The 24,147-nt window shown below is 57.2% G+C and carries 22 protein-coding genes; 12 read left to right on the top strand and 10 right to left on the bottom strand.

Annotated elements, in window-relative coordinates; genetic code table 11:
• Positions 1-78: 78 nt before the first annotated feature.
• Positions 79-1,572, bottom strand: a complete 1,494-nt coding sequence (locus ACR6JA_RS18965; RefSeq protein WP_494493968.1) for an NCS1 family nucleobase:cation symporter-1 — start codon at positions 1,570-1,572, stop codon at positions 79-81.
• Positions 1,573-1,715: 143 nt separating this feature from the next.
• On the opposite strand from ACR6JA_RS18965, the gene ACR6JA_RS18960 reads away from it, so the two are divergent.
• Genes ACR6JA_RS18960 through puuE form a run of 3 tightly spaced genes read left to right on the top strand, consistent with a single transcriptional unit; the run spans position 1,716 to position 4,143 of the window.
• Positions 1,716-2,429, top strand: coding sequence for a GntR family transcriptional regulator (locus ACR6JA_RS18960; protein WP_494493969.1), 714 nt, complete (start codon positions 1,716-1,718; stop codon positions 2,427-2,429).
• Positions 2,430-2,431: 2 nt separating this feature from the next.
• Positions 2,432-3,169 carry an allantoin racemase gene (gene hpxA, locus ACR6JA_RS18955; protein ID WP_494493970.1) on the top strand — a complete coding sequence of 246 codons (738 nt, stop codon included), beginning with the start codon at positions 2,432-2,434 and terminating at the stop codon, positions 3,167-3,169.
• 17 nt (positions 3,170-3,186) lie between these two features.
• Entirely contained in the window at positions 3,187-4,143 is a 957-nt protein-coding gene (gene puuE / locus ACR6JA_RS18950; RefSeq protein ID WP_494493972.1) for an allantoinase PuuE, read from the top strand.
• A 439-nt stretch (positions 4,144-4,582) separates the two neighbouring features.
• Here the strand turns inward: puuE and hpxZ are convergent, their stop codons facing one another.
• From hpxZ to ACR6JA_RS18930, 4 genes are read right to left on the bottom strand one after another with little or no spacing between them, the layout of a single operon-like run.
• A complete protein-coding gene (gene hpxZ, locus ACR6JA_RS18945) occupies positions 4,583-4,966 on the bottom strand; it encodes an oxalurate catabolism protein HpxZ (RefSeq protein ID WP_008457285.1) in 384 nt (127 codons plus the stop codon).
• On the bottom strand, positions 4,967-6,343 hold the full coding sequence (locus tag ACR6JA_RS18940) for an AtzE family amidohydrolase (RefSeq protein WP_494493973.1): 1,377 nt from the start codon (positions 6,341-6,343) through the stop codon (positions 4,967-4,969).
• Positions 6,340-6,528, bottom strand: a complete 189-nt coding sequence (gene hpxX, locus ACR6JA_RS18935) for an oxalurate catabolism protein HpxX (protein WP_494493974.1) — start codon at positions 6,526-6,528, stop codon at positions 6,340-6,342. Before hpxX ends, ACR6JA_RS18940 begins: the two co-directional genes overlap by 4 nt.
• Before the next feature lie 11 nt (positions 6,529-6,539).
• Positions 6,540-8,123: a gamma-glutamyltransferase family protein gene (locus ACR6JA_RS18930; protein WP_494493975.1), complete on the bottom strand. Its 1,584-nt coding sequence runs from the start codon at positions 8,121-8,123 to the stop codon at positions 6,540-6,542.
• Between the two features lie 122 nt (positions 8,124-8,245).
• On the opposite strand from ACR6JA_RS18930, the gene ACR6JA_RS18925 reads away from it, so the two are divergent.
• The 3 genes from ACR6JA_RS18925 (at position 8,246) to hpxK (ending at position 11,769) form a co-directional block, all read left to right on the top strand.
• The gene (locus tag ACR6JA_RS18925) at positions 8,246-9,085 is read left to right on the top strand and encodes a MurR/RpiR family transcriptional regulator (RefSeq protein WP_494493976.1); all 840 of its coding nucleotides are present in this window, start codon (positions 8,246-8,248) and stop codon (positions 9,083-9,085) included.
• A gap of 186 nt (positions 9,086-9,271) precedes the next feature.
• Positions 9,272-10,513, top strand: a complete 1,242-nt coding sequence (locus ACR6JA_RS18920) for a pyridoxal-phosphate-dependent aminotransferase family protein (protein ID WP_213712979.1) — start codon at positions 9,272-9,274, stop codon at positions 10,511-10,513.
• Positions 10,513-11,769 carry an allantoate amidohydrolase gene (gene hpxK, locus ACR6JA_RS18915; RefSeq protein ID WP_494493977.1) on the top strand — a complete coding sequence of 419 codons (1,257 nt, stop codon included), beginning with the start codon at positions 10,513-10,515 and terminating at the stop codon, positions 11,767-11,769. The genes ACR6JA_RS18920 and hpxK overlap by 1 nt, the downstream gene beginning before the upstream one ends.
• Before the next feature lie 44 nt (positions 11,770-11,813).
• On the opposite strand, the gene ACR6JA_RS18910 is transcribed toward hpxK, so the two are convergent.
• Together ACR6JA_RS18910 and fadE are read right to left on the bottom strand one after the other, a co-directional pair.
• On the bottom strand, positions 11,814-12,584 hold the full coding sequence (locus tag ACR6JA_RS18910; RefSeq protein WP_494493978.1) for an amidohydrolase: 771 nt from the start codon (positions 12,582-12,584) through the stop codon (positions 11,814-11,816).
• 93 nt (positions 12,585-12,677) lie between these two features.
• A complete protein-coding gene (fadE, locus tag ACR6JA_RS18905; RefSeq protein ID WP_213712983.1) occupies positions 12,678-15,122 on the bottom strand; it encodes an acyl-CoA dehydrogenase FadE in 2,445 nt (814 codons plus the stop codon).
• A 229-nt stretch (positions 15,123-15,351) separates the two neighbouring features.
• Between fadE and lpcA the strand changes: the two genes are divergently transcribed.
• Complete coding sequence (gene lpcA / locus ACR6JA_RS18900) at positions 15,352-15,933, top strand: D-sedoheptulose 7-phosphate isomerase (RefSeq protein WP_213712985.1); 582 nt, start codon at positions 15,352-15,354, stop codon at positions 15,931-15,933.
• Positions 15,934-15,988: 55 nt separating this feature from the next.
• Positions 15,989-16,756, top strand: coding sequence for a class II glutamine amidotransferase (locus tag ACR6JA_RS18895; RefSeq protein WP_008457309.1), 768 nt, complete (start codon positions 15,989-15,991; stop codon positions 16,754-16,756).
• Here the strand turns inward: ACR6JA_RS18895 and dpaA are convergent.
• Positions 16,727-17,467 carry a peptidoglycan meso-diaminopimelic acid protein amidase gene (gene dpaA, locus ACR6JA_RS18890; protein WP_336983802.1) on the bottom strand — a complete coding sequence of 247 codons (741 nt, stop codon included), beginning with the start codon at positions 17,465-17,467 and terminating at the stop codon, positions 16,727-16,729. The genes ACR6JA_RS18895 and dpaA overlap by 30 nt on opposite strands.
• Positions 17,468-17,759: 292 nt before the next feature.
• Between dpaA and dinB the strand changes: the two genes are divergently transcribed.
• Positions 17,760-18,815, top strand: a complete 1,056-nt coding sequence (gene dinB, locus ACR6JA_RS18885) for a DNA polymerase IV (protein ID WP_213712989.1) — start codon at positions 17,760-17,762, stop codon at positions 18,813-18,815.
• Positions 18,816-18,940: 125 nt separating this feature from the next.
• Here dinB and pepD read toward each other — a convergent pair whose 3' ends face one another.
• Positions 18,941-20,398: a beta-Ala-His dipeptidase gene (gene pepD / locus ACR6JA_RS18880; protein ID WP_494493979.1), complete on the bottom strand. Its 1,458-nt coding sequence runs from the start codon at positions 20,396-20,398 to the stop codon at positions 18,941-18,943.
• 255 nt (positions 20,399-20,653) lie between these two features.
• Between pepD and gpt the strand changes: the two genes are divergently transcribed.
• The 3 genes from gpt to crl all read left to right on the top strand — a co-directional run bounded on the left by gpt (position 20,654) and on the right by crl (position 22,940).
• Positions 20,654-21,112: a xanthine phosphoribosyltransferase gene (gene gpt, locus ACR6JA_RS18875; RefSeq protein ID WP_008457349.1), complete on the top strand. Its 459-nt coding sequence runs from the start codon at positions 20,654-20,656 to the stop codon at positions 21,110-21,112.
• 121 nt (positions 21,113-21,233) lie between these two features.
• Positions 21,234-22,481: an esterase FrsA gene (gene frsA / locus ACR6JA_RS18870; protein WP_494493980.1), complete on the top strand. Its 1,248-nt coding sequence runs from the start codon at positions 21,234-21,236 to the stop codon at positions 22,479-22,481.
• A 57-nt stretch (positions 22,482-22,538) separates the two neighbouring features.
• A complete protein-coding gene (gene crl, locus ACR6JA_RS18865; protein WP_008457351.1) occupies positions 22,539-22,940 on the top strand; it encodes a sigma factor-binding protein Crl in 402 nt (133 codons plus the stop codon).
• A 55-nt stretch (positions 22,941-22,995) separates the two neighbouring features.
• Here crl and ompC read toward each other — a convergent pair whose 3' ends face one another.
• Positions 22,996-24,105 carry a porin OmpC gene (gene ompC, locus ACR6JA_RS18860; protein WP_494493981.1) on the bottom strand — a complete coding sequence of 370 codons (1,110 nt, stop codon included), beginning with the start codon at positions 24,103-24,105 and terminating at the stop codon, positions 22,996-22,998.
• Between the last annotated feature and the right edge of the window lie 42 nt (positions 24,106-24,147).

Below are 24,147 nucleotides of genomic sequence, written 5' to 3'. Positions count from 1 at the left end.
CAGCCGTCGTCGTGGAGAAGAAAAAGAGTATGTCTGAAGATTAAAAGGCCTGAACCCGTGTGGGCTCAGGCCTCAGGTTTACTCTTTGGAGGTAGCGACTCGGCCAGCAAAACCGGCAGAAACGCTAACTTTTTCGCTACGCGCCAGCCAGCGGTAGCAGCTCAGGCCGAGGAACACGCCGATAAACCAGCTGAAGTTGGCGACTTCATGCAACGAAGGAATAAAGCTGATGGTCAGGCAAACGGCAACCGAAGGCACCAGGGCGATAATCGCTTTCGGGTTAAAGCCATTGCTGTACCAGTAGCGGCCTTTCGGCGTGTCGTTAAACAGATCGTCGACGTGAATTTTACCGCCTTTCACCAGGTAGAAGTCCGCCAGCAGGATGCCGAACAGTGGCCCAATGAACGAGCCCAGCACATCCAGCGTGTAGTGGATAAGTTCCGGGGACTGGAACAGGTTCCACGGCGTCAGCAGCACAGAACCCACCGCGGCGATCATCCCACCCGCACGGAAGCTGATCTTCTGCGGAGAGCAGTTAGAGAAGTCGAACGCCGGAGAAACAAAGTTCGCCACGATATTGATCCCGATAGTCGCGGTGATCATCGTCAGCAGGCCAATCGCCATCGCGAGGCTGTTGCCGATATGGCTCACGGTTTCGATCGGGTCAGTGATCATTTTGCCGAACAGCGACTGAGTACCCGACACAATCACCACGGTGACAATCGAGAACAGCAGGAAGTTAAACGGCAGGCCCCAGCGGTTGCCGCGGCGGATCTCATTCATGCCTTTACCGTAGCGAGAGAAGTCGCCGAAGTTCAACAGCGGGCCGGAGAAGTACGACACCACCAGCGCGGTAGCGGTGATCATCTGCCACACCTGCTCGCCGGAGCTAAGCTGTTTGCTGGCTAAGGTAAAGGAGATCCCATCGAAGCCGGTCTGATACAGGATCCAGCCTGCCAGCGCCACCATCACGATGTATACCGCAGGGCCCGCGATATCAATAAAGCGCTTAATCGCATTCATCCCGTGCCAGAACACCATCGCCTGCAGCACCCACATAATGCCGAAGCAGACCCAGCCGAGCTGAGACAGGCCGAGGAAGCTGACGCTGGTCATCGGCGCAAGCGTTGGCCAGAACTTCAACAGCACCAGCATTAATGCATTAGCGGCCAGGTAAGTTTGTATCCCGTACCAGGCGAAGGCGATAAGCCCGCGGATCACCGCCGGAATATTCGCGCCGAAGACGCCGAAAGCCTGGCGGCAAATCACCGCGTAAGGCACGCCCGCCATCTGGCTGGGTTTGGCGACCAGGTTGGCACAAAACTGCACGATGCAAATCCCTGCCAGCAGGCAAATCAGCACCTGCCAGCTGGCAAGCCCGAGCGTAAAGAAGCTGGCTGCCACCACGTAGCCGCCCATGCTGTGTACATCAGACATCCAAAACGAAAAAATATTATACCAGGACCAAGTCTGGTGGCGGGTTGGGGCCAGGTCATCGTTGCACAGGCGCGGGCTGTAGCCGGCGTTGGCACTCTCTTTCATGGCTGATGCGTTGTTCTCTATACCTGGCATGGGATCTGCTCCTATAAAAACAGAAGATGGATTACGTCTGCCATAGGTATTGCAGGAACCAGGCCAGGTTTGCATTTCTTGTATTCAATTATCAATGATATTGTATACAAATAAAGGGTGCCTGGTGCTAACAGGAGAAGTGAATGAAACGTGATTTCGGGGTGACAGCCCCAGCAGAACTGCATGATAAAGAAGCCGTTATCTGGCAATCGCTGATGACGGCGATGGTCGAACACCAGCTGCCGCCGGGCAGCAAACTGCCGGAAGAAGCGCTGGCGGACGTTTTTGGCATTAGCCGAACCGGGATCCGTAAAGTCTTAACGCGCCTCGCAACGGTGCAAATGATCACCATGCTGCCCGGGCGTGGTGCATTCGTGGCGATGCCGGACGTCGAAGAATCAAAAGCGATCTTCCAGACGCGCTCCGTCCTCGAATGCGCCAACCTGCCTCATGTACTCGAGCATCTTCAGGCGCCGCACCTGGCCGCGCTGCGTAAAATCATCCAGCAGGAAGAAAAAGCGCACCGTGACGGAGACGGGCCGGCGGCCATCCGTCTTTCAGCGGCGTTTCATATTCAGCTGCAGGCTATCTCCGGCAATGCCGTGCTGACGGAAATGGTCACCAGTTTGACGCACCGCTCCTCGCTGGTGATCGCTGCCTGGGGCGCACCGTGGCAGCGGGGCTGCCGCTGTGACGATCATGAACATCTTATCGATCTGCTGCGTAAAAAAGACATTGAGCCGCTGACCCTGTCGATGAAGCACCACTTCGATCACATTGTTTCCAGCCTGCATTTTGAGCGCAGCGGTGAAACCACCCCAGACTTCGCCCGCCTCTTTGGCGCTCGACAGGAATAACCATGCCACAGCCTATTATTCAAGTGATCAACCCCAACACCAGTCTGGCGATGACGCACACCATTGCAGAAGCCGCGCGTAGTGTTGCCGCCCCCGGTACGCAAATCCTCGCGACTTGCCCGGAGCAGGGCGTGGAGTCAATAGAAGGGCACTTTGACGAAGCCATTGCGGCCATCGGCGTGCTGGAACAAATTCAGCAGGGCAAAGCGCAGGGTGCGAGCGGGCACGTCATTGCCTGCTTTGGCGACCCTGGACTGCTGGCGGCGCGTGAGATAGCCAGCGGGCCGGTGATTGGCATTGCCGCAGCGGCAATGCATATGGCCACGATGGTCGCCACCCGCTTCTCTATTGTCACCACGCTGCCGCGCACGGTGATCATCGCCCGCCATTTGCTGCAGCAATACGGCTTCGAGCATCACTGCGCGGCGCTGCATGCCATCGATCTGCCCGTGCTGGCGTTGGAAGACGGCACCGGGCTGGCCCAGCGCATGGTGCGTGAGCGCTGCATTCAGGCCAAAAAAGAAGACAACAGTGGGGCGATTGTGCTGGGCTGCGGCGGCATGGCAAACCTGGCGAAAGAGCTGACCGAAGAGATCGGTATCCCAGTTATCGACGGCGTCACCGCGGCGGTGAAGCTGGTGGAGTCGTTGGTTGCGCTGGGGATCGGCACCAGCAAATTTGGCGATCTCGCTTATCCGAATAAAAAGCCGCTTTCCGGCTCTTTTGCTCGCCTGGGTTAAGGTTAAAGAGGCTAATTATGACGGAAGAACAAAAGCGTAATCGCTACCCTTTTACCGAAAACTATCCGCGCGATCTCGCCGGTTATGCGGGAAATCCTCCTCATGCGCAGTGGCCAAACGGTGCACGTATTGCGGTTCAGTTTGTCCTGAACTTTGAAGAAGGGGCGGAAAACAACGTACTGCACGGCGACAGCGGCTCGGAACAATTTCTCTCCGACATCATCGGGGCGGCTAGTTTCCCGGACCGCCATATGTCGATGGACTCCCTGTACGAATACGGCTCCCGGGCAGGGTTCTGGCGTATCTACAATGAATTCCAGAAGCGCGGTCTGCCTCTGACGGTGTTTGGCGTCGCCATGGCGCTGGCCCGCAACCCGGAGATTGTGGCCGCGATTAAAGCCGCTGACTACGACGTGGTCAGCCATGGCTGGCGCTGGATCCATTATCAGAATATGGACGTTGCCACCGAGCGCCAGCACCTGCATCAGGCGATGGAAATCCTGGAAGATCTGTTTGGCTCCCGCCCGCTCGGCTGGTACACCGGGCGCGATAGCCCTAATACCCGCAGGCTGGTGGTTGAGCACGGCGGTATCCTGTACGACAGCGATTACTACGGCGACGATCTGCCTTTCTGGAGCAAAGTGGCCTGCGAAGACGGTAGCACCAAACCTCATCTTATCGTGCCGTACACGCTGGATACCAATGATATGCGCTTCGCCACCGCTCAGGGGTTTAATACCGCCGAGCAGTTTTACACCTACCTGAAAGACAGTTTTGACGTGCTGTATGAAGAAGGCGACACGGCACCGAAGATGATGTCTATCGGCATGCATTGCCGCCTGTTAGGGCGACCGGGCCGTTTCCGGGCCTTGCAGCGTTTTCTGGATTACGTGCAGCAACATGAAGGGGTGTGGATTTGCAGAAGGCAAGACATTGCTGAGCATTGGGTGAAGACGCACCCGTTTGTTGAATGATGTTATTGGCCTTCCCATTCTTTTGTGGAGGCCATTTTTATACAGATATCTCTTTGAGGCTCGTTTCTGAGATATTTGTTACTTTGCTGCTATTCCGTTCACCCGTATCTCTGCTTCCCCTGCACGTTCCGAGCACGGTGAACGTGTCAGGGGGCATTACGCCGTGCCCCCTGACAATCCCCGGTGCCCGGTGAGCTTATCGCCGCTGAAGCGGTAAACCCACCGGCTATCAGCCGACCCAGGACTGGGAGATAAAACGCAGGTCTGCCGCTTTAGCGGTCGATTTTTTTGCCGGGAGTCCGGGTTCTTAGGGGAGTGACGGTGACTCCCCTAAGACGTTCACCGGTATGGTGGCAACATATGAAGCTGTATTTGAGGTGAACGGAACACGACATGGGCTTTCATAAACAGAAGATTTTTATGGTGAAGCAACAGCCTGTCACCCCATCAAACTCACATGCGCCGCCACAATCTTCCAGCCTGAAGCAAACCGGACCCAGGTCTGCATCTGGCGGCCAATCTTATCGCTGCCTTCTCGGGTAAATTCTGTGCTCGCCACCGCGAGGTCGTCGCTGAAGGTGGTGATAACGGTATTTCTCAACTGGCGATCCAGCCCCTTCGGCGAACGCCCGTTGCGGAAAGCGCGGATCTGCTCAATGCCATAAAGGTTTTCCGTTGCGCCAAAACGCACGGTGCGAGCATCCTCCCAAAACAGCTCATCCAGAACGGCGACGTCATTGGTAATCAGCGCCTGCTCGTAGCGATAAAATGCCGCAGTGACTTCATTTAAAACGGCCGGGCGGTCGATATTATCTCGCATCATTTAACTTACCTTCGTCTGTAAAATACCCTGAGATTCCAGGCGGCGAGCGGCCTGCAAACACACGTCTTCCCGCCACAGTGCGGCAATTAATTGCACGCCAATCGGTAAACCGCCGGCCGCGACCAGCGGGGCGCTGACAACTGGTAATCCCAGGAAAGAGATTGGCTGCGTCAGGATCCCCATGCTGGCTTTGACCGGGATATCTTGCCCGTTGATATGCATGGTTTGCTGCCCGATAAGCGTGGCGCAGCACGGCGTGGCGGGGGCAACAAGCAGATCAAAATGGTCAAACAGCGGCAGCGTGCGATCGCGGAACCAGGCCCGGAAGCGCTGAGCCTGGGTGTACCAGGCCGACGGCGTCATGGCCCCCGCCAGCAGGCGTTCGCGCGAGTTAGGTTCGAAGCGCTCAGGGCTGGTTCGCAGTGCGGGCAGGTACTGATTTCCCCCTTCGGCGGCGGTCAGCAAAAAAGCCGCAGAACGGGCGAGCTCGGCTTCCGGCATAGAAACTTTTTCCGTGGCCTGGAGCGCTTTGGCTACCCGGCTAACGGCTTCTTTGGCATCCGCGTCACACCAGCTTTCAAAGAAACCCTCCAGCACCGCCACGCGAAGCGTCGTATCACGCTCAAGCGCTGCGCAAACCGGCTCAATGGCGCGCGAAGTCTGAAAAGGATCGCTACTGTCGTACCCTTGCAGCACATCGTAAACCGCCGCGACATCCTCCACGCTGCGAGCCAGCGGGCCGATATGGTCGAGGCTGGCGACAAAAGGATGGCTGCCGCCGCGCGACAGGCGACCAAAAGTCGGCTTCAGGCCCACGAGCCCGCAAAGTGAAGACGGGACGCGAATGGAGCCGTTGGTGTCGGTGCCAAGGGTGAAGTTCACCATGCCCGCTGCTACAGCTGCCGCTGAGCCGCCGGACGAGCCGCCCGCAATACGCGACAGATCGTGCGGGTTTTTGGTGGCTCCGTAATAACTGTTTTCCGTGGTGAAGCCGTAGGCATAGGCATCCATATTTAACGCCCCGCTTAGCATTCCCCCCGCTTTTTGCAGCTGTGTAATCGCGAAGGCATCTTCAGAGGCCGCGGGTTGCCCGGCAAACAGCTCCGCACCTGAAAGGGTTGTTACCCCTTTAATGTCGAAAAGATTTTTTACCGCGTAAGGCACGCCCGCGAGCGCTGGCAAAGGGCTGCCGCGACCGATCAGTTGGTCGATCGAGGTCGCCTCCTCCAGAAGACGATCCTGGGTGATTTCCGTAAAGGCATTAAGCTGCGGGTTTCGCTGCTCAATCTTTGCCAGCGTTTGCTGGGCCAGTTCGGTCGCTGAAAAATCTTTGTCCCGCAGTCCCTGCTGGATCTGTCGGATAGAAAGGACGGTCATAGCGTATAAACTCCGGCGGTTTCCTGGCGGTCAGCAAGCGGGAAGCCCATCAGCGGTTCAGCCATGGCCGCAATGCGTGTCAGCTGCAACTCCAGCTCTTTGCGGCGCTCGTCGGTCAGCGGCACGGCGAGCAGTTGCTCCATCAGGGCAACGTAGTGCTGCCAGTCAAAAGAAGATGGGTTCATTGGTATTTTCCTCAAAAGCCTGCTGCGCTGCCGTTGCTGCGCGGATCCCACGCACCTTCGAGCATGCCATTGGTATGTCTGACGATGGCGCCGGCGTGGCCGACGATCTCGCTGAAGGCGGGGATTGTTTCTACCTCGTGTCCGAGGGCTTCAAGCGCGTTTACGGTGTCCTGGCTAAAGCGGCTCTCAAGCTTGAGGCTGTCGGAAACCTGCCCCCAGGTGCGGCCCAGCAGCCAGCGCGGCGCGCAGATAGCCTCCTGTAAACCGACGCCCTGAAGTACATAGCGGGTAAAGATTGTCGCCTGCGTCTGCGGCTGGCCGTCACCGCCCATCGAGCCGTAAACCAGCGTTCTGCCGTCGGCGAGCCTGGCTGCTGCCGGGTTCAGGGTGTGGAACGGTTTTTTGCCCGGTGCCAGCGCCAGCAGATGCTCTGCATCGAGGCTGAAAGACGCCCCGCGGTTTTGCCACAGCACGCCACTTTGGGGTAGCACAACCCCGCTGCCGAACTCGTGATAAATACTCTGGATAAACGACACGGCCAGGCCATTCCCGTCAATGACGCCCATCCAGACCGTGTCGCCGGGGCCTTTACCTTTGCCCCACGGGGCTGGGCTTTGGTCATCAATTTTTGCGGCCAGCAGATCTAGTTCTTCGGGATCTAACAGGTTTTGTACTGAGGTTGCGATCAGGCGTGGGTCGGTGATGTGCGTGTCGCGCAGCGCAAAGGCTTTTTTAGTGGCTTCCACGATGCGATGTACGGTCTGAACTTCACTGGCGTTTGCCATCGACAGGCGGTCGGTAATGCCGAGGATCGCCAGCGAGACCAGCCCTTGCGTAGGCGGTGCGAGGTTAAAAACTTCCCCGGCCTGGTGCTCAAGGCGAAGCGGTTTGCTGCGGGTTGCCCGATGTGCGGCGAGATCAGCCGCGGTGATTGGCAGTCCCAGTTCGGCCAGCTCTTCGGCAATGATTGAAGCCAGCGGGCCGCGATAGAAACTGTCCAGGCCTTCTACGGTCATTCGCGTCAGGGTCTTGCCCAGCCGGGGCTGCGTGAAACGACTCCCGGTCGTGGGCACTTCACCACGCTGCAGGAACGTGTCGGCAAAACCTGGAATATCAACTAGCTCGGCGTATTTGCTTTGCGTCGCGTTCGCCTGAGAGGCGGTGACCGGGATCCCGTCCGCCGCATAGCGAATAGCATCGGCCATCAGGCGGGAAAGCGGCATCTGCCCGCCGCCAAGCTCCGATGACACTTTCAGTGCTTCTGCCCAGCCGCTTAGCGTGCCGGGCACGGTCAACGCAGCGCGGGTGCCGCGATGGGGAATAGCGCGTTCTCCCCGGTAGAAATCCAGTGACGCCAGCGATCCGGCGGCCCCGCTGGCGTCGATGGCCACAGGTTCCCCCTCAGGCGGAACAATCAGCCAGAATCCATCCCCGCCTATACCGTTCATATGGGGATAAACCACCGCGATAGTTGCGGCTGCGGCGACCATCGCTTCAATGGCATCACCGCCCTGGCGCAGCACAGACAGCGCACTTTCAGAAGCCAGATGATGGGGCGTTACCGCCATGCCTCCGGGGGCCATATTGCTTTGCATATTTTTCTTCTCTTGCAGGAAATCCGCTCGGGTAGGGGAGTCAGAAGCAAGAGATGTTCCAGGTTGACGAGGATCGTTTCACTGTGTCAGGCTTTGATGAAACAAAAGTTACAGGAGTCGGCATGAAACAGTTAGACGAGCGGTTGCGGGCGTCATGGGCGCTCTTTTCCCCGCAGGAGCAGCGCGTGGCCTCGTTCATAGTTGACCACTTTGATGACTTGATCAGCTACAACAGCGCCGAGTTGGCGCGGCTTTCAGGCGTGTCCAAGGCCACCGTGAGCCGCCTGTTTAAGCGCTTAGGTTACGAACGCTACAAAGATATGCGCGAAGAGCTGCGGACCCTGCGCCAGAGCGGGATGCCGCTGACGGAAAACCGTGATGCCGTGCAGGGCAACACGCTGCTGGCGCGTCATTACAAGCAGGAAATGGCGAACCTCACTCAACTGGTGAATCAGCTTGAAGCGGGCCCGTTTGCCGAAGTGGTCAATGCCCTTGTGAACGGAAAACGGCTGTTTATCATTGGGATGCGAAACTCCTGGCCGGTGGCGATGCACTTGCGCCAGCAGCTTTTGCAGGTGCGCAGCGGCGTACATCTGCTCCCGCAGCCGGGGCAGACGCTGGCGGAAGAGCTGGTGGATATCGGCCCGGAAGATTGCGTCGTCACCGTGGCGTTTCGCCGCAGGCCGCGCATTATCAAGCCGCTGCTCACCAGTTTGCAGCAGCGCGGTATACCGCTGGTGGTGCTGAGCGAACCGGGTTCGGCGGTGCTGGCAAGTTATCCTGGCTGGCATTTGAGCGCGCCGCTCGACAGCGTTTCGGCGTTTGACAGCTACAGCAGCGCCATGAGCCTGGTGAATTTACTGGCTAACGCGGTGCTGCACGAATCATTGACCAGTGGGCGTCAGCGTATCCATAATATCGCTGAATTGTATACAGAGCTGGACGAACTCGAACAGCGCTAATGCTCCTCGCTGGTGCAACTGCACAGTTCGGGTGAGCCAAAAGAGTTCATCGTTTTTACCCAAACCTGTTTTTCCGCGGTGGCTTAAGCCTGTCAGCCGGAAAAAATGTTGCCTGCGGCTGGCACATTAGTTGCAAAAGATGATTATAAGAATCTTTTGTTTCAATCTCAGACTCAAGGAATCGCCATGTTTGATATTCAGCAGTTTTCCCAGATCAACCCGCCGCACCGTTTGCTGATGGGGCCAGGCCCGATCAATGCCGATCCGCGCGTGCTGCGTGCCATGGCGAGCCAGCTTATCGGCCAGTATGACCCGGTGATGACGGGATATATGAATGAGGTGATGGTGCTGTACCGCGAGCTCTTCCGCACCGAAAACAAATGGACGATGCTGGTGGACGGCACTTCCCGCGCCGGGATCGAGGCCATTTTGCTGTCGGCTATTCGCCCTGGCGATAAAGTGCTTGTTCCCGTGTTTGGCCGTTTTGGTCACCTGCTGTGTGAGATTGCCCGCCGCTGCCGCGCCGAAGTGCACACCCTTGAAGTACCGTGGGGCGAAGTATTCAGCCCGCAGCAAATCGAAGACGCCATCAAAGCGGTAAAACCTCGCCTGCTGCTGACCGTACAGGGCGATACTTCCACCACGATGCTGCAGCCGCTGGCCGAACTGGGTGAGATCTGCCGCCGCCACGGCGTGCTGTTCTACACCGATGCTACAGCATCGTTTGGCGGGAACGAACTGCTCACCGATGCCTGGGGACTGGATGCCGTTTCCGCCGGATTGCAGAAGTGCCTGGGCGGCCCGTCAGGTAGCTCACCGGTCACCCTTAGCCCGAAAATGGAAGAGGCGATCCGCCGCCGTAAATGCGTGGAAGAAGGCATTCGCACCGCTGCCCATCAGGACGGGGACGAAGAGATGATCTACTCCAACTACTTCGATCTGGGCATGATCATGGACTACTGGGGGCCGGAACGCCTGAACCACCACACCGAAGCGACGAGCATGCTGTTTGCTGCCCGTGAGTGCGCCCGCGTGATCCTGGAAGAAGGTCTGGACGTCGGTATTGCCCGTCATGAGCTGCACGGCAGGGCGATGGTGGCGGGGATCCAGGGCATGGGGCTGGAAACATTCGGCGATCTTGACCACAAGATGAACAACGTCCTCGGCGTGACTATCCCAGCGCAGGTTCACGGCGAAGAGGTTCGTAAGCTGCTGCTGGAAGATTTCCATATCGAAATCGGCACCTCCTTCGGCCCGCTGCAGGGCAAAATCTGGCGCATCGGCACCATGGGCTACAACGCGCGCAAAGACTGCGTGCTGCAAACGCTCACCGCGCTGGAAGCGGTGCTTAACCGTCTCGGCTTTAAAAGCGTTCAGGGTGAAGCGATGCAGGCCGCGTGGAACGTTTACGCGCAGGGGGCCCGCTAATGGGCGCGCCGCTTATGGATGCTAACTATGCCGCGGTAGCCGCACAGCGCGTCATGGACAGGGCTGAACAGCTAGCTGCTATCAGCGAAAGCGCGGGCCAGCTGACCCGGGTTTACCTTTCGGTGCAACATTTGCGGGCGAATCAGCTGGTCGCTGGCTGGATGGAGCAGCTCGGCATGACGACCTGGCAGGACGCTGTCGGCAATATTTGTGGGCGTTACGAAGGCAGGCAAGAAGGCGCGCAGGCGATTTTGCTGGGGTCCCATCTTGATACGGTGCGCAATGCGGGCCGCTACGATGGGATGCTCGGCGTGCTGTGTGCCCTGGAAGTGGTCGCGTGCCTTTATCAAAACAATATCCAGCTCGAGCAGGCCATCGAAATTGTCGGTTTTGGCGATGAAGAAGGCACCCGCTTTGGGGTTACCCTGCTGGGGAGCCGAGGCATCACCGGCAGTTGGCCGGCGCATTGGCTGAGCTGTGAAGATGCCAGCGGCGTCAGCGTGGCGCAGGCCATGACGATTGCCGGTCTGGATCCGACGCGTATTGCCAGCGCGGAGCGGCCAAAAAGCGATTTCAGCGCTTACCTTGAGCTGCATATCGAGCAGGGACCGGTGCTGGAAGAGCAGGGCCTTGCGCTGGGCGTGGTCACGGCCATTAACGGCGCCCGTCGCCTGAACTGCAGCTTTACCGGCCATGCGGGCCATGCGGGGACGGTGCCAATGGCGCTGCGTAAAGATGCGCTGGCCGCCGCTGCCGAATGGATGACCTTTATTGAATCCGCCACGCGCCGCCACGGCCCCGACGAAGTTGCCACGGTGGGAACGTTAAGCTGCGCGCCAGGCGCGGTGAACGTTATCCCTGGCGACGTTCAGCTTACGCTGGACATTCGCAGCCCGCGTGACGAAAGCCTGGCGAGTTTGTTAGGCCAACTTCTTGCCGAAGGGGAAGCGATTGCCGCCCGTCGCGGTATGCGGTTTACCGCAGAAGCCTACTACGCGATTCCGGCCACGCCGTGTGATGCGGCGTTGCAGGCAACGCTAACGCAGGCGGTGAGTGATGTTCAGGGGCGGAGCCTGTCGTTGCCAAGCGGCGCAGGGCACGACGCCATTGCCATCGCCGAGCGTTGGCCGAGCGCCATGCTGTTTGTTCGCTGCGAGAAGGGCATCAGCCATCATCCGGCGGAATCGGTGACTGAAAGCGACGTGGCTCTTGCCGTCCAGGCTTTCACTCGCGCTGTCACTTTGCTGACGGAATAATAAAAAACCGGCCTGAATAAGCCGGTTTCTGCATACTTTCATTCTTAAAGGCTGAAAGGATCGGCATCCTGCCAGGCCGGGAATTTCTCCCGGTACTCCCGCAGCGCAATTAGCGAAAGGTCGGCATCAAGTCGTGCCGCCTGGTGAGGTTCAACGCTCGCCAGGATCTCGCCCTGCGGGCTGATGATCCGGCTGTCGCCCCGGTAATGGTGGCCGTTGCCGTCGGTGCCCACGCGATTGCAGCCTGCCACATAAGCCTGGTTCTCAATGGCGCGCGCCTGCAGCAGGCTTTGCCAGTGCAGCGAGCGCGGCGCTGGCCAGTTGGCGACGTACAGCGCCAGATCGTAGTCGTTGCGATTGCGAGACCACACCGGAAAGCGCAGGTCGTAGCAAACCAGCGGTAAAATACGCCAGCCCTTCCACTCAATAATCACGCGTTCTTCCCCGGCCTGGTAATGATGATGCTCATCGGCCATGCGGAACAGGTGGCGCTTATCGTAGAAGTGAACTTTGCCATCCGGCTGAACCAGCAGGAAGCGGTTCACCGGCCCGCGTTCGGTTTGCAGAGCGGCACTACCGGCGATCATCGCCTGCGTTTGCTGGGCTTTGAACTGCATCCAGTCAATCACTTCCTGTTCCGGCATTGACTGCACGGCGGCTTCCATCGCAAAGCCGGTGGTGAACATTTCCGGCAGAATAATCAGGTCACGCCCGCGCACGCCCTCCAGCAGCACATCAAAATGACGCAGGTTCGCGGCACCGTCCATCCAGACGAGCGGTTGTTGCAGAACGGAAACTTTCAGAACAGACACCATCGGCAGCCTCTTAGCAGAATATTTCATCCACTTTAGCACGAGAAAACGTGCTTTTGTTGGCAATAAAAAACCCCTCATAAGAGGGGTTAATGGTTAGGCGGCTTCAACCTTTCTGTGCTTTTCCGGCACCTTCACCGGCTGTGTCGCCAGCGCCTCCGGATCAAACTCATCCACGTTGATGCTGCGCAGGCGGCTGGCTTCCGCTTTGGTCAGAATCGCCGCTTCATCGGCGGTGATCTTGCCTTCACCCAGCAGCTGCTTCGCCAGCTCATCCAGGCGAGTGAACGGCAGATTGCGCTTCAGCTCTTTGCACACGCGCTGGTGGATTGGCTCGGCGGCCATAATATCCAGCAGAGCGGCTTCCAGCAGGCCAGCAGGGTTATGCTCGCTTGGCGTCAGGTACTGACCGCGGCCAATACGCGACCGGGTTGCGGACGGCACCTGCAGGATTTTCGCCAGCTTGTGGTCCAGCACATCGGACGGCGCATCGTAGCGGCGACCCAGCGGGAAGATAACCAGGCGCAGCGTACCGGCCACAAAGCGGTTCGGGAAGTTACGCAGCAGGTCATCAATCGCCTGTTCGGCCTGGAACAGCGCATCCTGCACGCCCCAGTGAACCAGCGGCAGATCGGCTTCGTTACGCCCTTCATCTTCGTAGCGTTTCAGCACCGCCGTCGCCAGATAAAGCTGGCTCAGCACATCACCCAGGCGAGCAGAGATACGCTCTCTGCGCTTCAGGCTACCGCCCAGCACGGCCATGGAGACATCCGACAGCAGCGCCAGGTTTGCGCTCAGGCGGTTGATGTACTGGTAGTAGCGTTTCGTTGCATCGCGGGTCGGCGTGCCGCTGCCGAGGCCATTGGTCAGGCCCAGCCACAGGCTGCGCATTTTGTTGCTGCCAACGTGGCCGATGTGTTTGAACAGCAGCTTATCGAAGGCATTCACGTCGTTGTTCTGCGCCGCAGCCATCTCTTCCAGCACGTACGGATGGCAGCGAATTGCGCCCTGGCCAAAGATGATCATACTGCGGGTCAGAATGTTAGCGCCTTCAACCGTGATGGCGATCGGCGCGCCCTGGTAAGCACGGGCCACGAAGTTAGCGTCACCGAGCATGATGCCTTTCCCGCCGACGATATCCATCGCATCAAGAATGGCGCGCTGGCCGCGGTGGGTACAGTGGTACTTAACAATCGCAGACAGTACGGCAGGTTTCTCACCGAGCACGATACCGTAGGTAATTAAAGAAGCTGCAGCATCCATGACATACGCGTTACCGGCGATGCGTGCCAGCGGCTCTTCAATCCCTTCCATTTTGCCGATAGAGATTTTGAACTGACGGCGGATATGCGCGTAAGCACCCGTTGCCATCGCCACGGATTTCAGGCCGCCGGTAGCGTTAGACGGCAGGGTAATGCCGCGACCTACGGACAGGCACTCAACCAGCATACGCCAGCCCTGACCGGCCATTTTTGGGCCACCGATAATAAAGTCGATGGGCACAAAGATGTCGTTCCCACGGGTTGGGCCGTTCTGGAACGGCACGTTCAGCGGGAAGTGACGTTTGCCGATTTCCACGCCAGGTGTGTGGGTTGGGATCAGCGCACAGGTAATGCCGAGGTCTTCTTCGCCGCCGAGCAGGCGTTTCGGGTCAGACAGTTTGAATGCCAGGCCCAGTACGGTGGCGATAGGGGCGAGAGTGATATAGCGTTTGTTCCAGGTCAGGCGCATACCGAGCACCTGCTCGCCCTGCCATTCCCCCATGCAAACCACGCCGCTGTCCGGGATTGCGCCGGCATCGGAACCGGCTTCCGGGCTGGTCAGCGCGAAGCAAGGGATTTCCAGGCCGCGTGCCAGGCGAGGCAGGTAGTGATCTTTTTGCTCTTCGGTGCCGTAGTGCTGCAGCAGTTCGCCCGGGCCTAAGGAGTTAGGCACACCGACGGTAATCGCCAGGATCCCGGAAACGCCGGACAGTTTTTGCAGCACGCGAGCCTGAGCATAGGCAGAGAACTCGAGGCCGCCGTACTCTTTCTTGATGATCATCGCGAAGAAGCGATGCTCTTTCAGGTAAGCCCACAGTTCAGGGGGCAGGTCGGCCAGCTCATGGGTGATCTGGAAGTCGTTCGCCATGCGGCAGGCTTCTTCCACCGGGCCATCAAGGAACGCCTGTTCCTCTTCGGTCAGCTTTGGCTGAGGGTAGTTATGCAGTTTTTGCCAGTCCGGCTTGCCGCGGAACAGATCGCCTTCCCACCAGGTCGTCCCGGCGTCGATGGCTTCTTTTTCGGTGCGGGACATCGGCGGCATGACTTTGCGGAAGCCACGGAAGATCGGTGCGGAGATCAGCGATTTACGCAGCGGCGTGACCAGCAGCGGCACCAGAATTACCGCCAGCGGAACCAGCACCCAGAAAGACCAGATGCCAGCGAAGCCCAGCGCGGCGGTCCACGCGAGCAGAAGCACGCTGCTAAGCAGCAGATTTGCCTGGTGATAGAACAACACACCCAGCAGAACAACGGTAAGGACAATGCTTAAAATCAACATAAAGAAAGCTCCCTTGCTTGTAGGAGGTCTGACCACTTGTGATGTATTGGTTGTAGTGGATGTTGCTTTCTTTAGCAATGTGTTTACAAAATAATTACAACCTCGCTCACATTGTTGCCGCACTTCCAGGGAAAACCCCGGCTTAACGCGCGGGGTTACGCTTCTCGCTTTCGGCGCTATCCGGTACACTGCGGGATGTGAAATTCACTCAAACCTCAAGGACCTCCTCATGTACCAGGATCTTATTCGTAGTGAGCTCAATGAAGCGGCGGAAACGCTGACTAACTTCCTTAAGGATGAAGCCAACATTCATGCCATCCAGCGCGCAGCGGTGCTGCTGGCAGACAGTTTCAAAGCGGGCGGCAAAGTACTGTCCTGCGGGAACGGTGGCTCACACTGCGATGCTATGCACTTTGCGGAAGAGTTAACGGGCCGCTATCGTGAGAACCGCCCGGGCTATCCGGCGATCGCGATTTCTGACGTGAGCCACATCTCCTGCGTCAGCAACGATTTTGGCTACGACTATGTCTTTTCTCGCTACGTTGAAGCCGTTGGCTGCGAAGGCGACGTGCTGCTGGGGATCTCCACGTCCGGCAACTCCGGCAACGTCATCAAAGCGATTGAAGCTGCCCGCGCGAAAGGCATGAAAGTCATTACCCTGACCGGCAAAGACGGCGGCAAAATGGCCGGTACGGCGGACATCGAAATTCGTGTGCCGCACTTCGGCTATGCGGACCGCATTCAGGAAATTCACATCAAAGTGATCCACATCCTGATTCAGTTAATCGAAAAAGAAATGGTTAAAGCTTAGCCCGTAATGCCCCAGTTCCTCCCGGAGCAGGGGCATTCGTTGTGGGAGAGAAGAGATGTGCGAACTGCTCGGGATGAGTGCCAACGTACCGACGGATATCTGTTTTAGTTTTACCGGACTGGTGCAGCGCGGAGGCGGAACAGGCCCCCATAAAGACGGCTGGGGTATAACCTTCTACGAAGGAAAAGGCTGCCGCACGTTTAAAGATCCGCAGCCGAGCTTTAACTCGCCCATCGCCCGCCTCGTGCAGGATTACCCAATTAAATCCTGCTCGGTTATTGCGCATATTCGCCAGGCAAACCGCGGCAAGGTTGCGCTGGAAAACACCCATCCGTTCACCCGCGAACTGTGGGGCCGCAACTGGACCTATGCCCATAACGGGCAACTCAAGGGCTATCGCACGCTGGAGACGGGGACGTTTCGCCCGATTGGCGAAACGGACAGCGAGCAGGCGTTCTGCTGGCTACTGCACAAACTCACGCAGCGTTACCCGCGCACGCCGGGCAATATGGAAGCGGTGTTCCGCTACATCACTGAACTGGGTGCAGAGCTTAGAGAAAAGGGCGTGTTTAACATGCTGCTGTCGGACGGGCGCTACGTGATGGCGTTTTGCTCGACGAACCTGTTCTGGATCACCCGCAGAGCGCCATTCGGTGTCGCTAAGCTGCTGGATCAGGACGTGGAAATTGATTTTCAGGAAGAGACCACACCGAACGATGTGGTCACGGTCATCGCAACTCAGCCGCTGACCGCCAACGAAACCTGGCACAAAATTGAGCCAGGCAAGTCGGCGTTATTTTGCCTCGGTGAGCTTATAGTTTGAAGCCAGCTGCGGTTGAACTGGCGTCATCACGGTAGGTTTGCTGATGACGTAGTTCCCGCTGACCACGGCCACGCCCGGTGGCTGATGGTTAGCCGCGAAGTAGTCATAGCCCGGTTTCAGCTCTTTCCAGAAGTTGATGTAGGTGGAGTACTTGTGGCGTTCCATATTGGCGTCGGTCATGCGGAACGGGAAAATACTGACCTGCACGCGAGGCTGGCCAAACACCAAAGCCCCGGTCACAAACTGGAAGATTTCATCGATGCCGGAGTCGGTCATGGCATAGCAGCCAATCGACACGCAGGCGCCGTGAATCATCAGGTATTTCCCTTCATAGCCGTGAGCGCGGTCAAATTCATTCGGGAAGCCGATATTAATGGCTTTATAGAAGCGGCTGTCCGGTTTTAACTGACTGCGATCAACGCTATAAAACCCTTCCGGACTTTTAAAATCGCCCTGACGCTGTTTTGGCCCCAAGCCGCCGGAATAGTTACAGATGCGGTAACTGTTGAGGAGCTGATACTGTTCGCCCATCTTTACCCACAGTTCCAGGGTGCGCTCTTCTTTAAAGATTTGAATATAAACCGGGGAGCCCATTAGCTGCTGTCTGCTATCTTTGCCGACAGGGGCGGCGACACCGCTGCTGTTAAGCAGGCTGGCGAAAGAGAAAAACGGCATAGAGAGCATCGCAATAATCAGTGCGATCTTACGCATACTGCTTGATTCCTTGATAAACCTGAAACTAACAGCCAGGACGGCTAAAGGGACCCGAAATCAGAAAATTCTGTACAGGATTGCGCTCACATTAGCATCGTGGCTAATTTTCGCAAGCGCCAGACGCGGGCGTTTACACATTTTATTGGAATCAATTGGAGTTTTTGCGGTGTGTCACTTTATGCCCGAGGTGATGCCGCTCGCAGGGAAAGATTTGTTGGCCGGCGACAATTTCCTCATTTTGAAAATTAGCTGTATACTTATCCAGTGTTGTTTTTCTGGTTGAGTGGATATGCGCAAAATCATTCATGTCGATATGGACTGCTTTTTTGCCGCCGTTGAGATGCGTGATAATCCAGCCCTGCGCGATATACCCCTCGCTATTGGCGGCAGCGCCCAACGGCGAGGGGTGATCAGCACGGCGAACTATCCCGCCAGAAAATACGGCGTGCGCAGCGCGATGTCGACCGCGATGGCGCTAAAACTCTGTCCGCATCTCACGCTATTGCCGGGCCGGTTCGACGCCTATAAAGAAGCCTCCAACCATATTCGTGAAATCTTCTCCCGCTATACCCCGCTGATCGAACCCTTGTCGCTGGATGAAGCTTATCTGGACGTCACGGATAGCGAACACTGCCAGGGCTCGGCCACGTTGATTGCACGCGAAATTCGCCAGGCCATTGCCGACGAACTGAACCTGACCGCCTCAGCTGGAATTGCGCCGATAAAGTTTCTGGCAAAGATTGCCTCCGACCTCAATAAACCCAACGGCCAGTATGTCATTACGCCCGAACAGGTACCGGACTTTTTAGCGACGCTACCGCTCGGGAAAATTCCCGGCGTGGGCAAAGTCACGGTGGCAAAGCTGGAAACGCTCGGTCTGCGAACCTGCGCTGACGTGCAAAATGCTGACCTGGCCATGTTGTTAAAACGCTTTGGGAAATTTGGCCGGGTGCTGTGGGAGCGCAGCCAGGGCATTGATGAGCGCGAGATCAGTAACGATCGTCAGAGAAAGTCGGTGGGGGTAGAGCGGACGCTCGCGGAAGACATTCATGAATGGCCAGAATGCGAAGAGATTATTGAACGGCTGTATCCGGAGCTTGAGAAGAGACTTGCCAAAGAGCGGGCCGACCTGCGTATCGCCCGGCAAGGCATCAAGCTGAAGTTTAATGATTTTCAGCTGACGACCCAGGAGCACGTCTGGCCGAAACTGAACAAAGAAGACCTGATCGCCACCGCCCGTAAAACATGGGAAGAGCGGCGGGGAGGGCGCGGCGTCCGGCTGGTGGGGCTGCATGTGACGCTGCTCGACCCGCAGCTGGAGAGGCAACTGCTGCTGGGGTTGTGAATAAGACCCTTATCCCGGCCTTCCCCTGGAAGGGAGAAGGGGAAAAACACGTTTTCGCTGAAAATGAGGCAGACAAAGAAAATCCCCTCTCCCTTATAAGGAGAGGGTTAGGGTGAGGGTAAAACTTATTTCGCCGGAATCGCCTTTAGCAGCTCGGTCAGCAGCGTCCAGTACTGGCCAACGCTCTCAATATGTACCTGCTCGTCCGGGGAATGTGGGCCGGTAATGGTTGGCCCGATGGACACCATGTCCATCTCCGGGTATGGCTTTTTGAACAGACCACATTCCAGGCCCGCGTGGATAACCATGATGTTCGGTGTCTGGTTGAACAGCTTCTGGTAAGTCTCGCGCACCAGGGCCATCACCGGAGACTTAGCGTCCGGCTGCCAGCCAGGATAGCTGCCTTTCGCCACGGTTTTTGCCCCAGCCAGTTCACCCAGGGACTCCAGCACGCTAACCACGTAGTCTTTACCAGAATCGATCAGGGAACGAATCAGGCAGATAATTTCTGCACTGTCGTCGCTCATGGTCACGACGCCCGCGTTCAGGGAAGTCTCAACCACGCCTTTCACTTCGTCTGAGTTACGAATCACGCCGTTTGGCGTGGCGTTCAGCAGATGCAGGAAGGTATCGCGAGTTTTAGAGGTCAGCGCCTGTTTATCAGACGTTGTGGCTTCCACCAGCACGGTAATGTTCTTCTCGACCGCAGACAGTTCATTTTTCAGAACGGCCAGGTAAGCGTTAGCCGCAGACTTCAGCTCGGCAGCTTTCGCCGCAGGCACGGCCAACGTGGCGAAGGCTTCGCGCGGAATGGCGTTACGCAGGGTGCCGCCGTTCAGGTCGAGCAGACGTGCGTCCAGTTCCGCAGCATGAGCCAGCAGGAAGCGAGCCAGCAACTTGTTGGCGTTCCCCAGGCCCAGATGGATGTCTGCGCCGGAGTGGCCGCCTTTCAGCCCTTTGATAGTCAGCTTGAAGGTGTCAAACCCAGCCGGAACGGCTTCACGCTGCAGCGGCAGCGTGGTGATAAAGTCGATCCCGCCCGCGCAGCCCATGTAGATCTCACCTTCCGTTTCGGAGTCGGTGTTGATCAGGATATCTGCCTGCATCCAGCCCGCCTGCAGGCCAAATGCGCCGTCCATCCCGGCTTCTTCGGTCATGGTCAGCAGCACTTCCAGCGGGCCGTGTGCCACGCTGTCGTCAGCCAGCACCGCCAGCGCGGAAGCCATACCGATGCCGTTGTCTGCGCCCAGAGTGGTGCCGCGCGCTTTTACCCACTCGCCGTCGATGTACGGCTGGATAGGATCTTTAGCAAAGTCGTGAACGGTGTCGTTGTTTTTTTGCGGCACCATGTCGAGGTGCGCCTGAAGCGCCACAGGTTTGCGGTTTTCCATGCCCGGTGTAGCAGGTTTGCGAATCAGGATATTCCCCACCTGGTCACGTTCGACGTGCAGGCCTTTTTCTTTTGCCCAGGACAGGATGTGTTCCGCCAGCGCTTCTTCATGATAGGACGGATGCGGAATAGAACAGATTTTGGCAAAAATATCCCACAGCGGCTGTGGCGATAATTGAGACAATTCAGACACGTTGAGTCTCCCTGGAGTCGTTTTTTTGGCTGACCGGTTACGTTTTTAGCCGGGTTCAGATACACCACAAGCACGGCTTGCGCGATGTCCTGAGAATACCACTTTCTTTTGTTGCGTGAAGGCTGAATACGAGCAAAATCCGCTGCCAATGGCCTGCGGCACTGGTTTTTAGTGCGTCAGATCTCTATAATCTCGCGCAACCAAAACTCCTTCGAATACTTTTTAAGCCGTTATTTACAGGCCGGGACACTTCACATGAGCGAAAAATACGTCGTCACCTGGGACATGTTGCAGATTCACGCCCGCAAACTGGCTCAGCGTCTGCTGCCAGCCGAACAGTGGAAAGGCATTATTGCCGTTAGCCGTGGTGGCCTGGTGCCGGGCGCGCTGCTGGCTCGTGAACTGGGTATTCGCCATGTTGATACCGTTTGTATCTCCAGCTACGACCACGACAACCAGCGTGAGCTGACCGTGCTGAAGCGTGCGGAAGGCGACGGCGAAGGTTTTATCGTGATCGATGACCTGGTCGACACCGGCGGCACCGCGGTAGCCATTCGCGAAATGTATCCGAAAGCTCACTTCGTCACTATCTTCGCTAAACCAGCCGGTCAGCCGCTGGTGGACGATTACGTGATTGATATTCCGCAGGACACCTGGATTGAGCAGCCGTGGGATATGGGCGTGGTGTTTGTGCCGCCGTTGGCTGGCCGTTAATCCCTCCATGATTTGAGCTTTGTCATTTATTTGGCGCCCGGCATTGCCGGGCGTTTGTGTTATTTGGACCGTATCAGGCTACAATAGCGACGTTTCTCGTATTCATGGAGGCAGTGAAACGATGTCGCAGGCCAACCTCAGCGAAACCCTCTTTAAGCCAAGATTCAAACACCCGGAAACGTCCACGCTTGTTCGTCGCGCGCGGCATACCGCCACGCCCGCGATCCAGTCCGCGCTGGACGGCAAAAACGTGCCCCACTGGTACCGCATGATCAACCGCCTGATGTGGATCTGGCGCGGGGTCGATCCGCGCGAAATCCTCGAAGTCCAGGCCCGGATTGCCTGCACCGAGGCTGAACGTACCAACGACGACTTGTTTGATACCGTGATGGGCTATCGCGGGGGGAACTGGATCTACGAATGGTCGAAGCAGGCGATGCTCTGGCAGCAGCGTGCCGGCCAGGAAACGGACGAAGAGAAAATCGGCAAATTCTGGCTGCAGGCGGCTAACCTCTACAGCATTGCAGCTTACCCGCATCTGAAAGGGGATGCGCTGGCGGAGCAGGCCCAGGTGTTGGCTAATCGGGCTTACGAAGAGGCGGCTCCCCGGTTGTCCGGCGGGCTGCGCGAGCTTGAATTCCCGATGACCGGTGGCGGCACCATCAGCGGCTTCCTGCACATGCCTAAAGGGGCAGAAGGGCCATTCCCGACCGTGCTGATGTGCGGCGGCCTCGATGCCTTACAGAGCGATTATTACAGCCTGTTTGAGAAATATTTTGCCCCACAGGGCATCGCGATGTTGACCATCGACATGCCTTCTGTGGGCTTCTCCTCTAAATGGAAACTGACCCAGGATTCCAGCGTGCTGCACCAGCACGTGCTCAAAGCGCTACCGAATATACCGTGGGTTGATCACACCCGCGTTGCGGCGTTCGGTTTCCGCTTTGGAGCCAACGTCGCCGTGCGCCTGGCCTACCTCGAAGCGCCGCGCCTGAAAGCCGTTGCCTGCCTTGGGCCGGTGGTTCACGCCCTGCTGAGCGACCCGCAGCGCCAGGCCAACGTGCCGGAAATGTACATTGACGTGCTGGCGAGCCGCCTGGGCATGACCAGCATCTCCGACAGCGCGCTGAGCGTGGAGCTAAACCGCTACTCCCTGAAAACGCAGGGGTTGCTGGGCCGCCGTTGCCCAACGCCAATGCTGTCAGGCTTCTGGGAGAACGATCCGTTCAGCCCGGAAGAAGAATCTCGTTTAATCACTTCGTCATCTGCCGACGGCAAATTACTCCCGATCCCGTTTAAGCCGGTGTATCAAAACTTTGACAAAGCGCTGCGGGAAATTACCGGCTGGGTGAAACAAAGATTACGTTAAATATTTGCTAAATTACGGCGGTTTGCTAAAACAGTTGCTTCACAACAGGAGATCGTAATGACGTTACCGAGTGGACACCCGAAAAGTAGACTGATCAGAAAGTTCGCCTCGCTTGGCCCGTATATCCGGGAAGAGCAGTGTGAAGACAACCGTTTCTTCTTCGATTGCCTGGCGGTGTGCGTTAACGTAAAACCCGCGCCGGAGAAACGCGAATTTTGGGGATGGTGGATGGTGCTGGAAGCCCAGGAAAAGCAGTTTACCTACACCTGGCAGTTCGGCCTGTTTGATAAAGACGGCAAATGGACGGCGACCCCGGCAAAAGATAAAGAAGTGGATGAAAAACTGGAGCAGACGCTGCGCGGTTTCCACGGACGCCTGAAAGATTTACTCGCCACCCTTGAACTTGGGCTGGTGCCTGCCGAGAACTTTGCAGAAAAGTCGCTTAAACTCTCCGCCTGAAAATAAAAAATCCCCGTCAAGCTGACGGGGATTTTTTTATCCGCAGTATCGCGAATTAGAACTGGTAAACCATACCTACCGCAACAACGTCGTCGTTGTTCAGATTCAGCTTGTTGTTATCGCTCAGCTGGTTGATTTTGTAATCCACAAACGCAGACATGTTTTTGTTGAAGTAGTAAGTCGCTGCTACGTCGATGTATTTCACCAGATCCGCATCACCCACGCCTTCAATGTCTTTCCCTTTCGACTGAACATAGCCCAGGGATGGACGCAAGCCGAAGTCGAACTGGTACTGAGCGATGGCTTCGAACGCCTGGTTTTTATTGGCAAAGCCGCTCATTTTGGTTGACACATTGTTGATCAGCGCAGTGCCGCTCAGCGGGGTCATGTTGCTGGTTTCTGCATAGATAGCGGCCAGGTACACGTTGTTTTTGTCGTATTTCAGACCGGTGGTCCAGGCTTCAGCTTTGCTGCCTTTGCCGAAAGTGGAGGCTTTCTGATCGCTGGTACGGTTAGAGTTGGCGTATGCTGCGCCCACGCTCAGGCCGGTGTCCGCGATGTCGTATGACAGGCTGGTACCGAAGCCATCACCGTTCTGGCGAGTGATATCGCCGCGGGAGTTGGCGCTGTCTCCGCCGTTTTTGCCCTGGTATTGCAGGGCCAGCTTCAGGCCGTCAACCAGGCCAAAGAAGTTGTTGTTACGGTAAGTTGCCACGCCGGTTGCACGACCGGTCATGTAGGTATCTGCTCTGACGAAAGAGTCAGCGCCGAACTCTGGCATCATATCGGTGTAAGCGCCAATGTTGTACAGCACGCCATAGTTACGACCGTAATCGAATGAGCCGTAGTCCCCGGCTTTCAGGCCCGCGAACGCCAGGCGAGTTTTGGTGCCGGTAGAGTCGTTCTCTGCTTTGCTACCCGCAATCTGGTATTCCCACTGGCCGTAACCGGTCAGCTGGCTGTTAATCTGAGTTTCGCCTTTGAAGCCCAGACGAGCATAGGTTTGGTCGCCGTCAGAGCCGTTGTTATCGCTGAAGTAATGTTCGGCTTTTACGCGGCCATACAGGTCCAGCTTGTTGCCGTTCTTGTTATAAACTTCGGCTGCCTGAGCTGCAGAAGCCGCCATGATGCCCATTACCACTAATGCCAGTGTGCTCTTTTTCATTTGTTATCCCAAGAATGATGAACGCTTGCAAAATTGTTCTGG

The sequence above is a fragment of the Cedecea sp. B1(4) genome, assembly GCF_059414925.1.
The sequence above is the reverse complement of the archived record's forward strand: the minus strand, read 5'-3'. Positions and strand labels throughout refer to the sequence as shown.

What these genes read in the sequence shown, in the direction of transcription:
- gpt (WP_008457349.1), top strand. Translation starts at nt 20,654, where the DNA reads ATGAGCGAAAAATACGTCGTCACCTGGGACATGTTGCAGATTCACGCC.
- ACR6JA_RS18930 (WP_494493975.1), bottom strand. Translation starts at nt 8,123, where the DNA reads ATGCAAAGCAATATGGCCCCCGGAGGCATGGCGGTAACGCCCCATCAT.
- hpxA (WP_494493970.1), top strand. Translation starts at nt 2,432, where the DNA reads ATGCCACAGCCTATTATTCAAGTGATCAACCCCAACACCAGTCTGGCG.
- hpxK (WP_494493977.1), top strand. Translation starts at nt 10,513, where the DNA reads ATGGGCGCGCCGCTTATGGATGCTAACTATGCCGCGGTAGCCGCACAG.
- ompC (WP_494493981.1), bottom strand. Translation starts at nt 24,105, where the DNA reads ATGAAAAAGAGCACACTGGCATTAGTGGTAATGGGCATCATGGCGGCT.
- dinB (WP_213712989.1), top strand. Translation starts at nt 17,760, where the DNA reads ATGCGCAAAATCATTCATGTCGATATGGACTGCTTTTTTGCCGCCGTT.
- ACR6JA_RS18965 (WP_494493968.1), bottom strand. Translation starts at nt 1,572, where the DNA reads ATGCCAGGTATAGAGAACAACGCATCAGCCATGAAAGAGAGTGCCAAC.
- puuE (WP_494493972.1), top strand. Translation starts at nt 3,187, where the DNA reads ATGACGGAAGAACAAAAGCGTAATCGCTACCCTTTTACCGAAAACTAT.
- dpaA (WP_336983802.1), bottom strand. Translation starts at nt 17,467, where the DNA reads ATGCGTAAGATCGCACTGATTATTGCGATGCTCTCTATGCCGTTTTTC.
- ACR6JA_RS18895 (WP_008457309.1), top strand. Translation starts at nt 15,989, where the DNA reads ATGTGCGAACTGCTCGGGATGAGTGCCAACGTACCGACGGATATCTGT.
- fadE (WP_213712983.1), bottom strand. Translation starts at nt 15,122, where the DNA reads ATGTTGATTTTAAGCATTGTCCTTACCGTTGTTCTGCTGGGTGTGTTG.
- lpcA (WP_213712985.1), top strand. Translation starts at nt 15,352, where the DNA reads ATGTACCAGGATCTTATTCGTAGTGAGCTCAATGAAGCGGCGGAAACG.
- ACR6JA_RS18960 (WP_494493969.1), top strand. Translation starts at nt 1,716, where the DNA reads ATGAAACGTGATTTCGGGGTGACAGCCCCAGCAGAACTGCATGATAAA.
- ACR6JA_RS18910 (WP_494493978.1), bottom strand. Translation starts at nt 12,584, where the DNA reads ATGGTGTCTGTTCTGAAAGTTTCCGTTCTGCAACAACCGCTCGTCTGG.
- crl (WP_008457351.1), top strand. Translation starts at nt 22,539, where the DNA reads ATGACGTTACCGAGTGGACACCCGAAAAGTAGACTGATCAGAAAGTTC.
- hpxZ (WP_008457285.1), bottom strand. Translation starts at nt 4,966, where the DNA reads ATGATGCGAGATAATATCGACCGCCCGGCCGTTTTAAATGAAGTCACT.
- ACR6JA_RS18920 (WP_213712979.1), top strand. Translation starts at nt 9,272, where the DNA reads ATGTTTGATATTCAGCAGTTTTCCCAGATCAACCCGCCGCACCGTTTG.
- hpxX (WP_494493974.1), bottom strand. Translation starts at nt 6,528, where the DNA reads ATGAACCCATCTTCTTTTGACTGGCAGCACTACGTTGCCCTGATGGAG.
- ACR6JA_RS18925 (WP_494493976.1), top strand. Translation starts at nt 8,246, where the DNA reads ATGAAACAGTTAGACGAGCGGTTGCGGGCGTCATGGGCGCTCTTTTCC.
- ACR6JA_RS18940 (WP_494493973.1), bottom strand. Translation starts at nt 6,343, where the DNA reads ATGACCGTCCTTTCTATCCGACAGATCCAGCAGGGACTGCGGGACAAA.
- frsA (WP_494493980.1), top strand. Translation starts at nt 21,234, where the DNA reads ATGTCGCAGGCCAACCTCAGCGAAACCCTCTTTAAGCCAAGATTCAAA.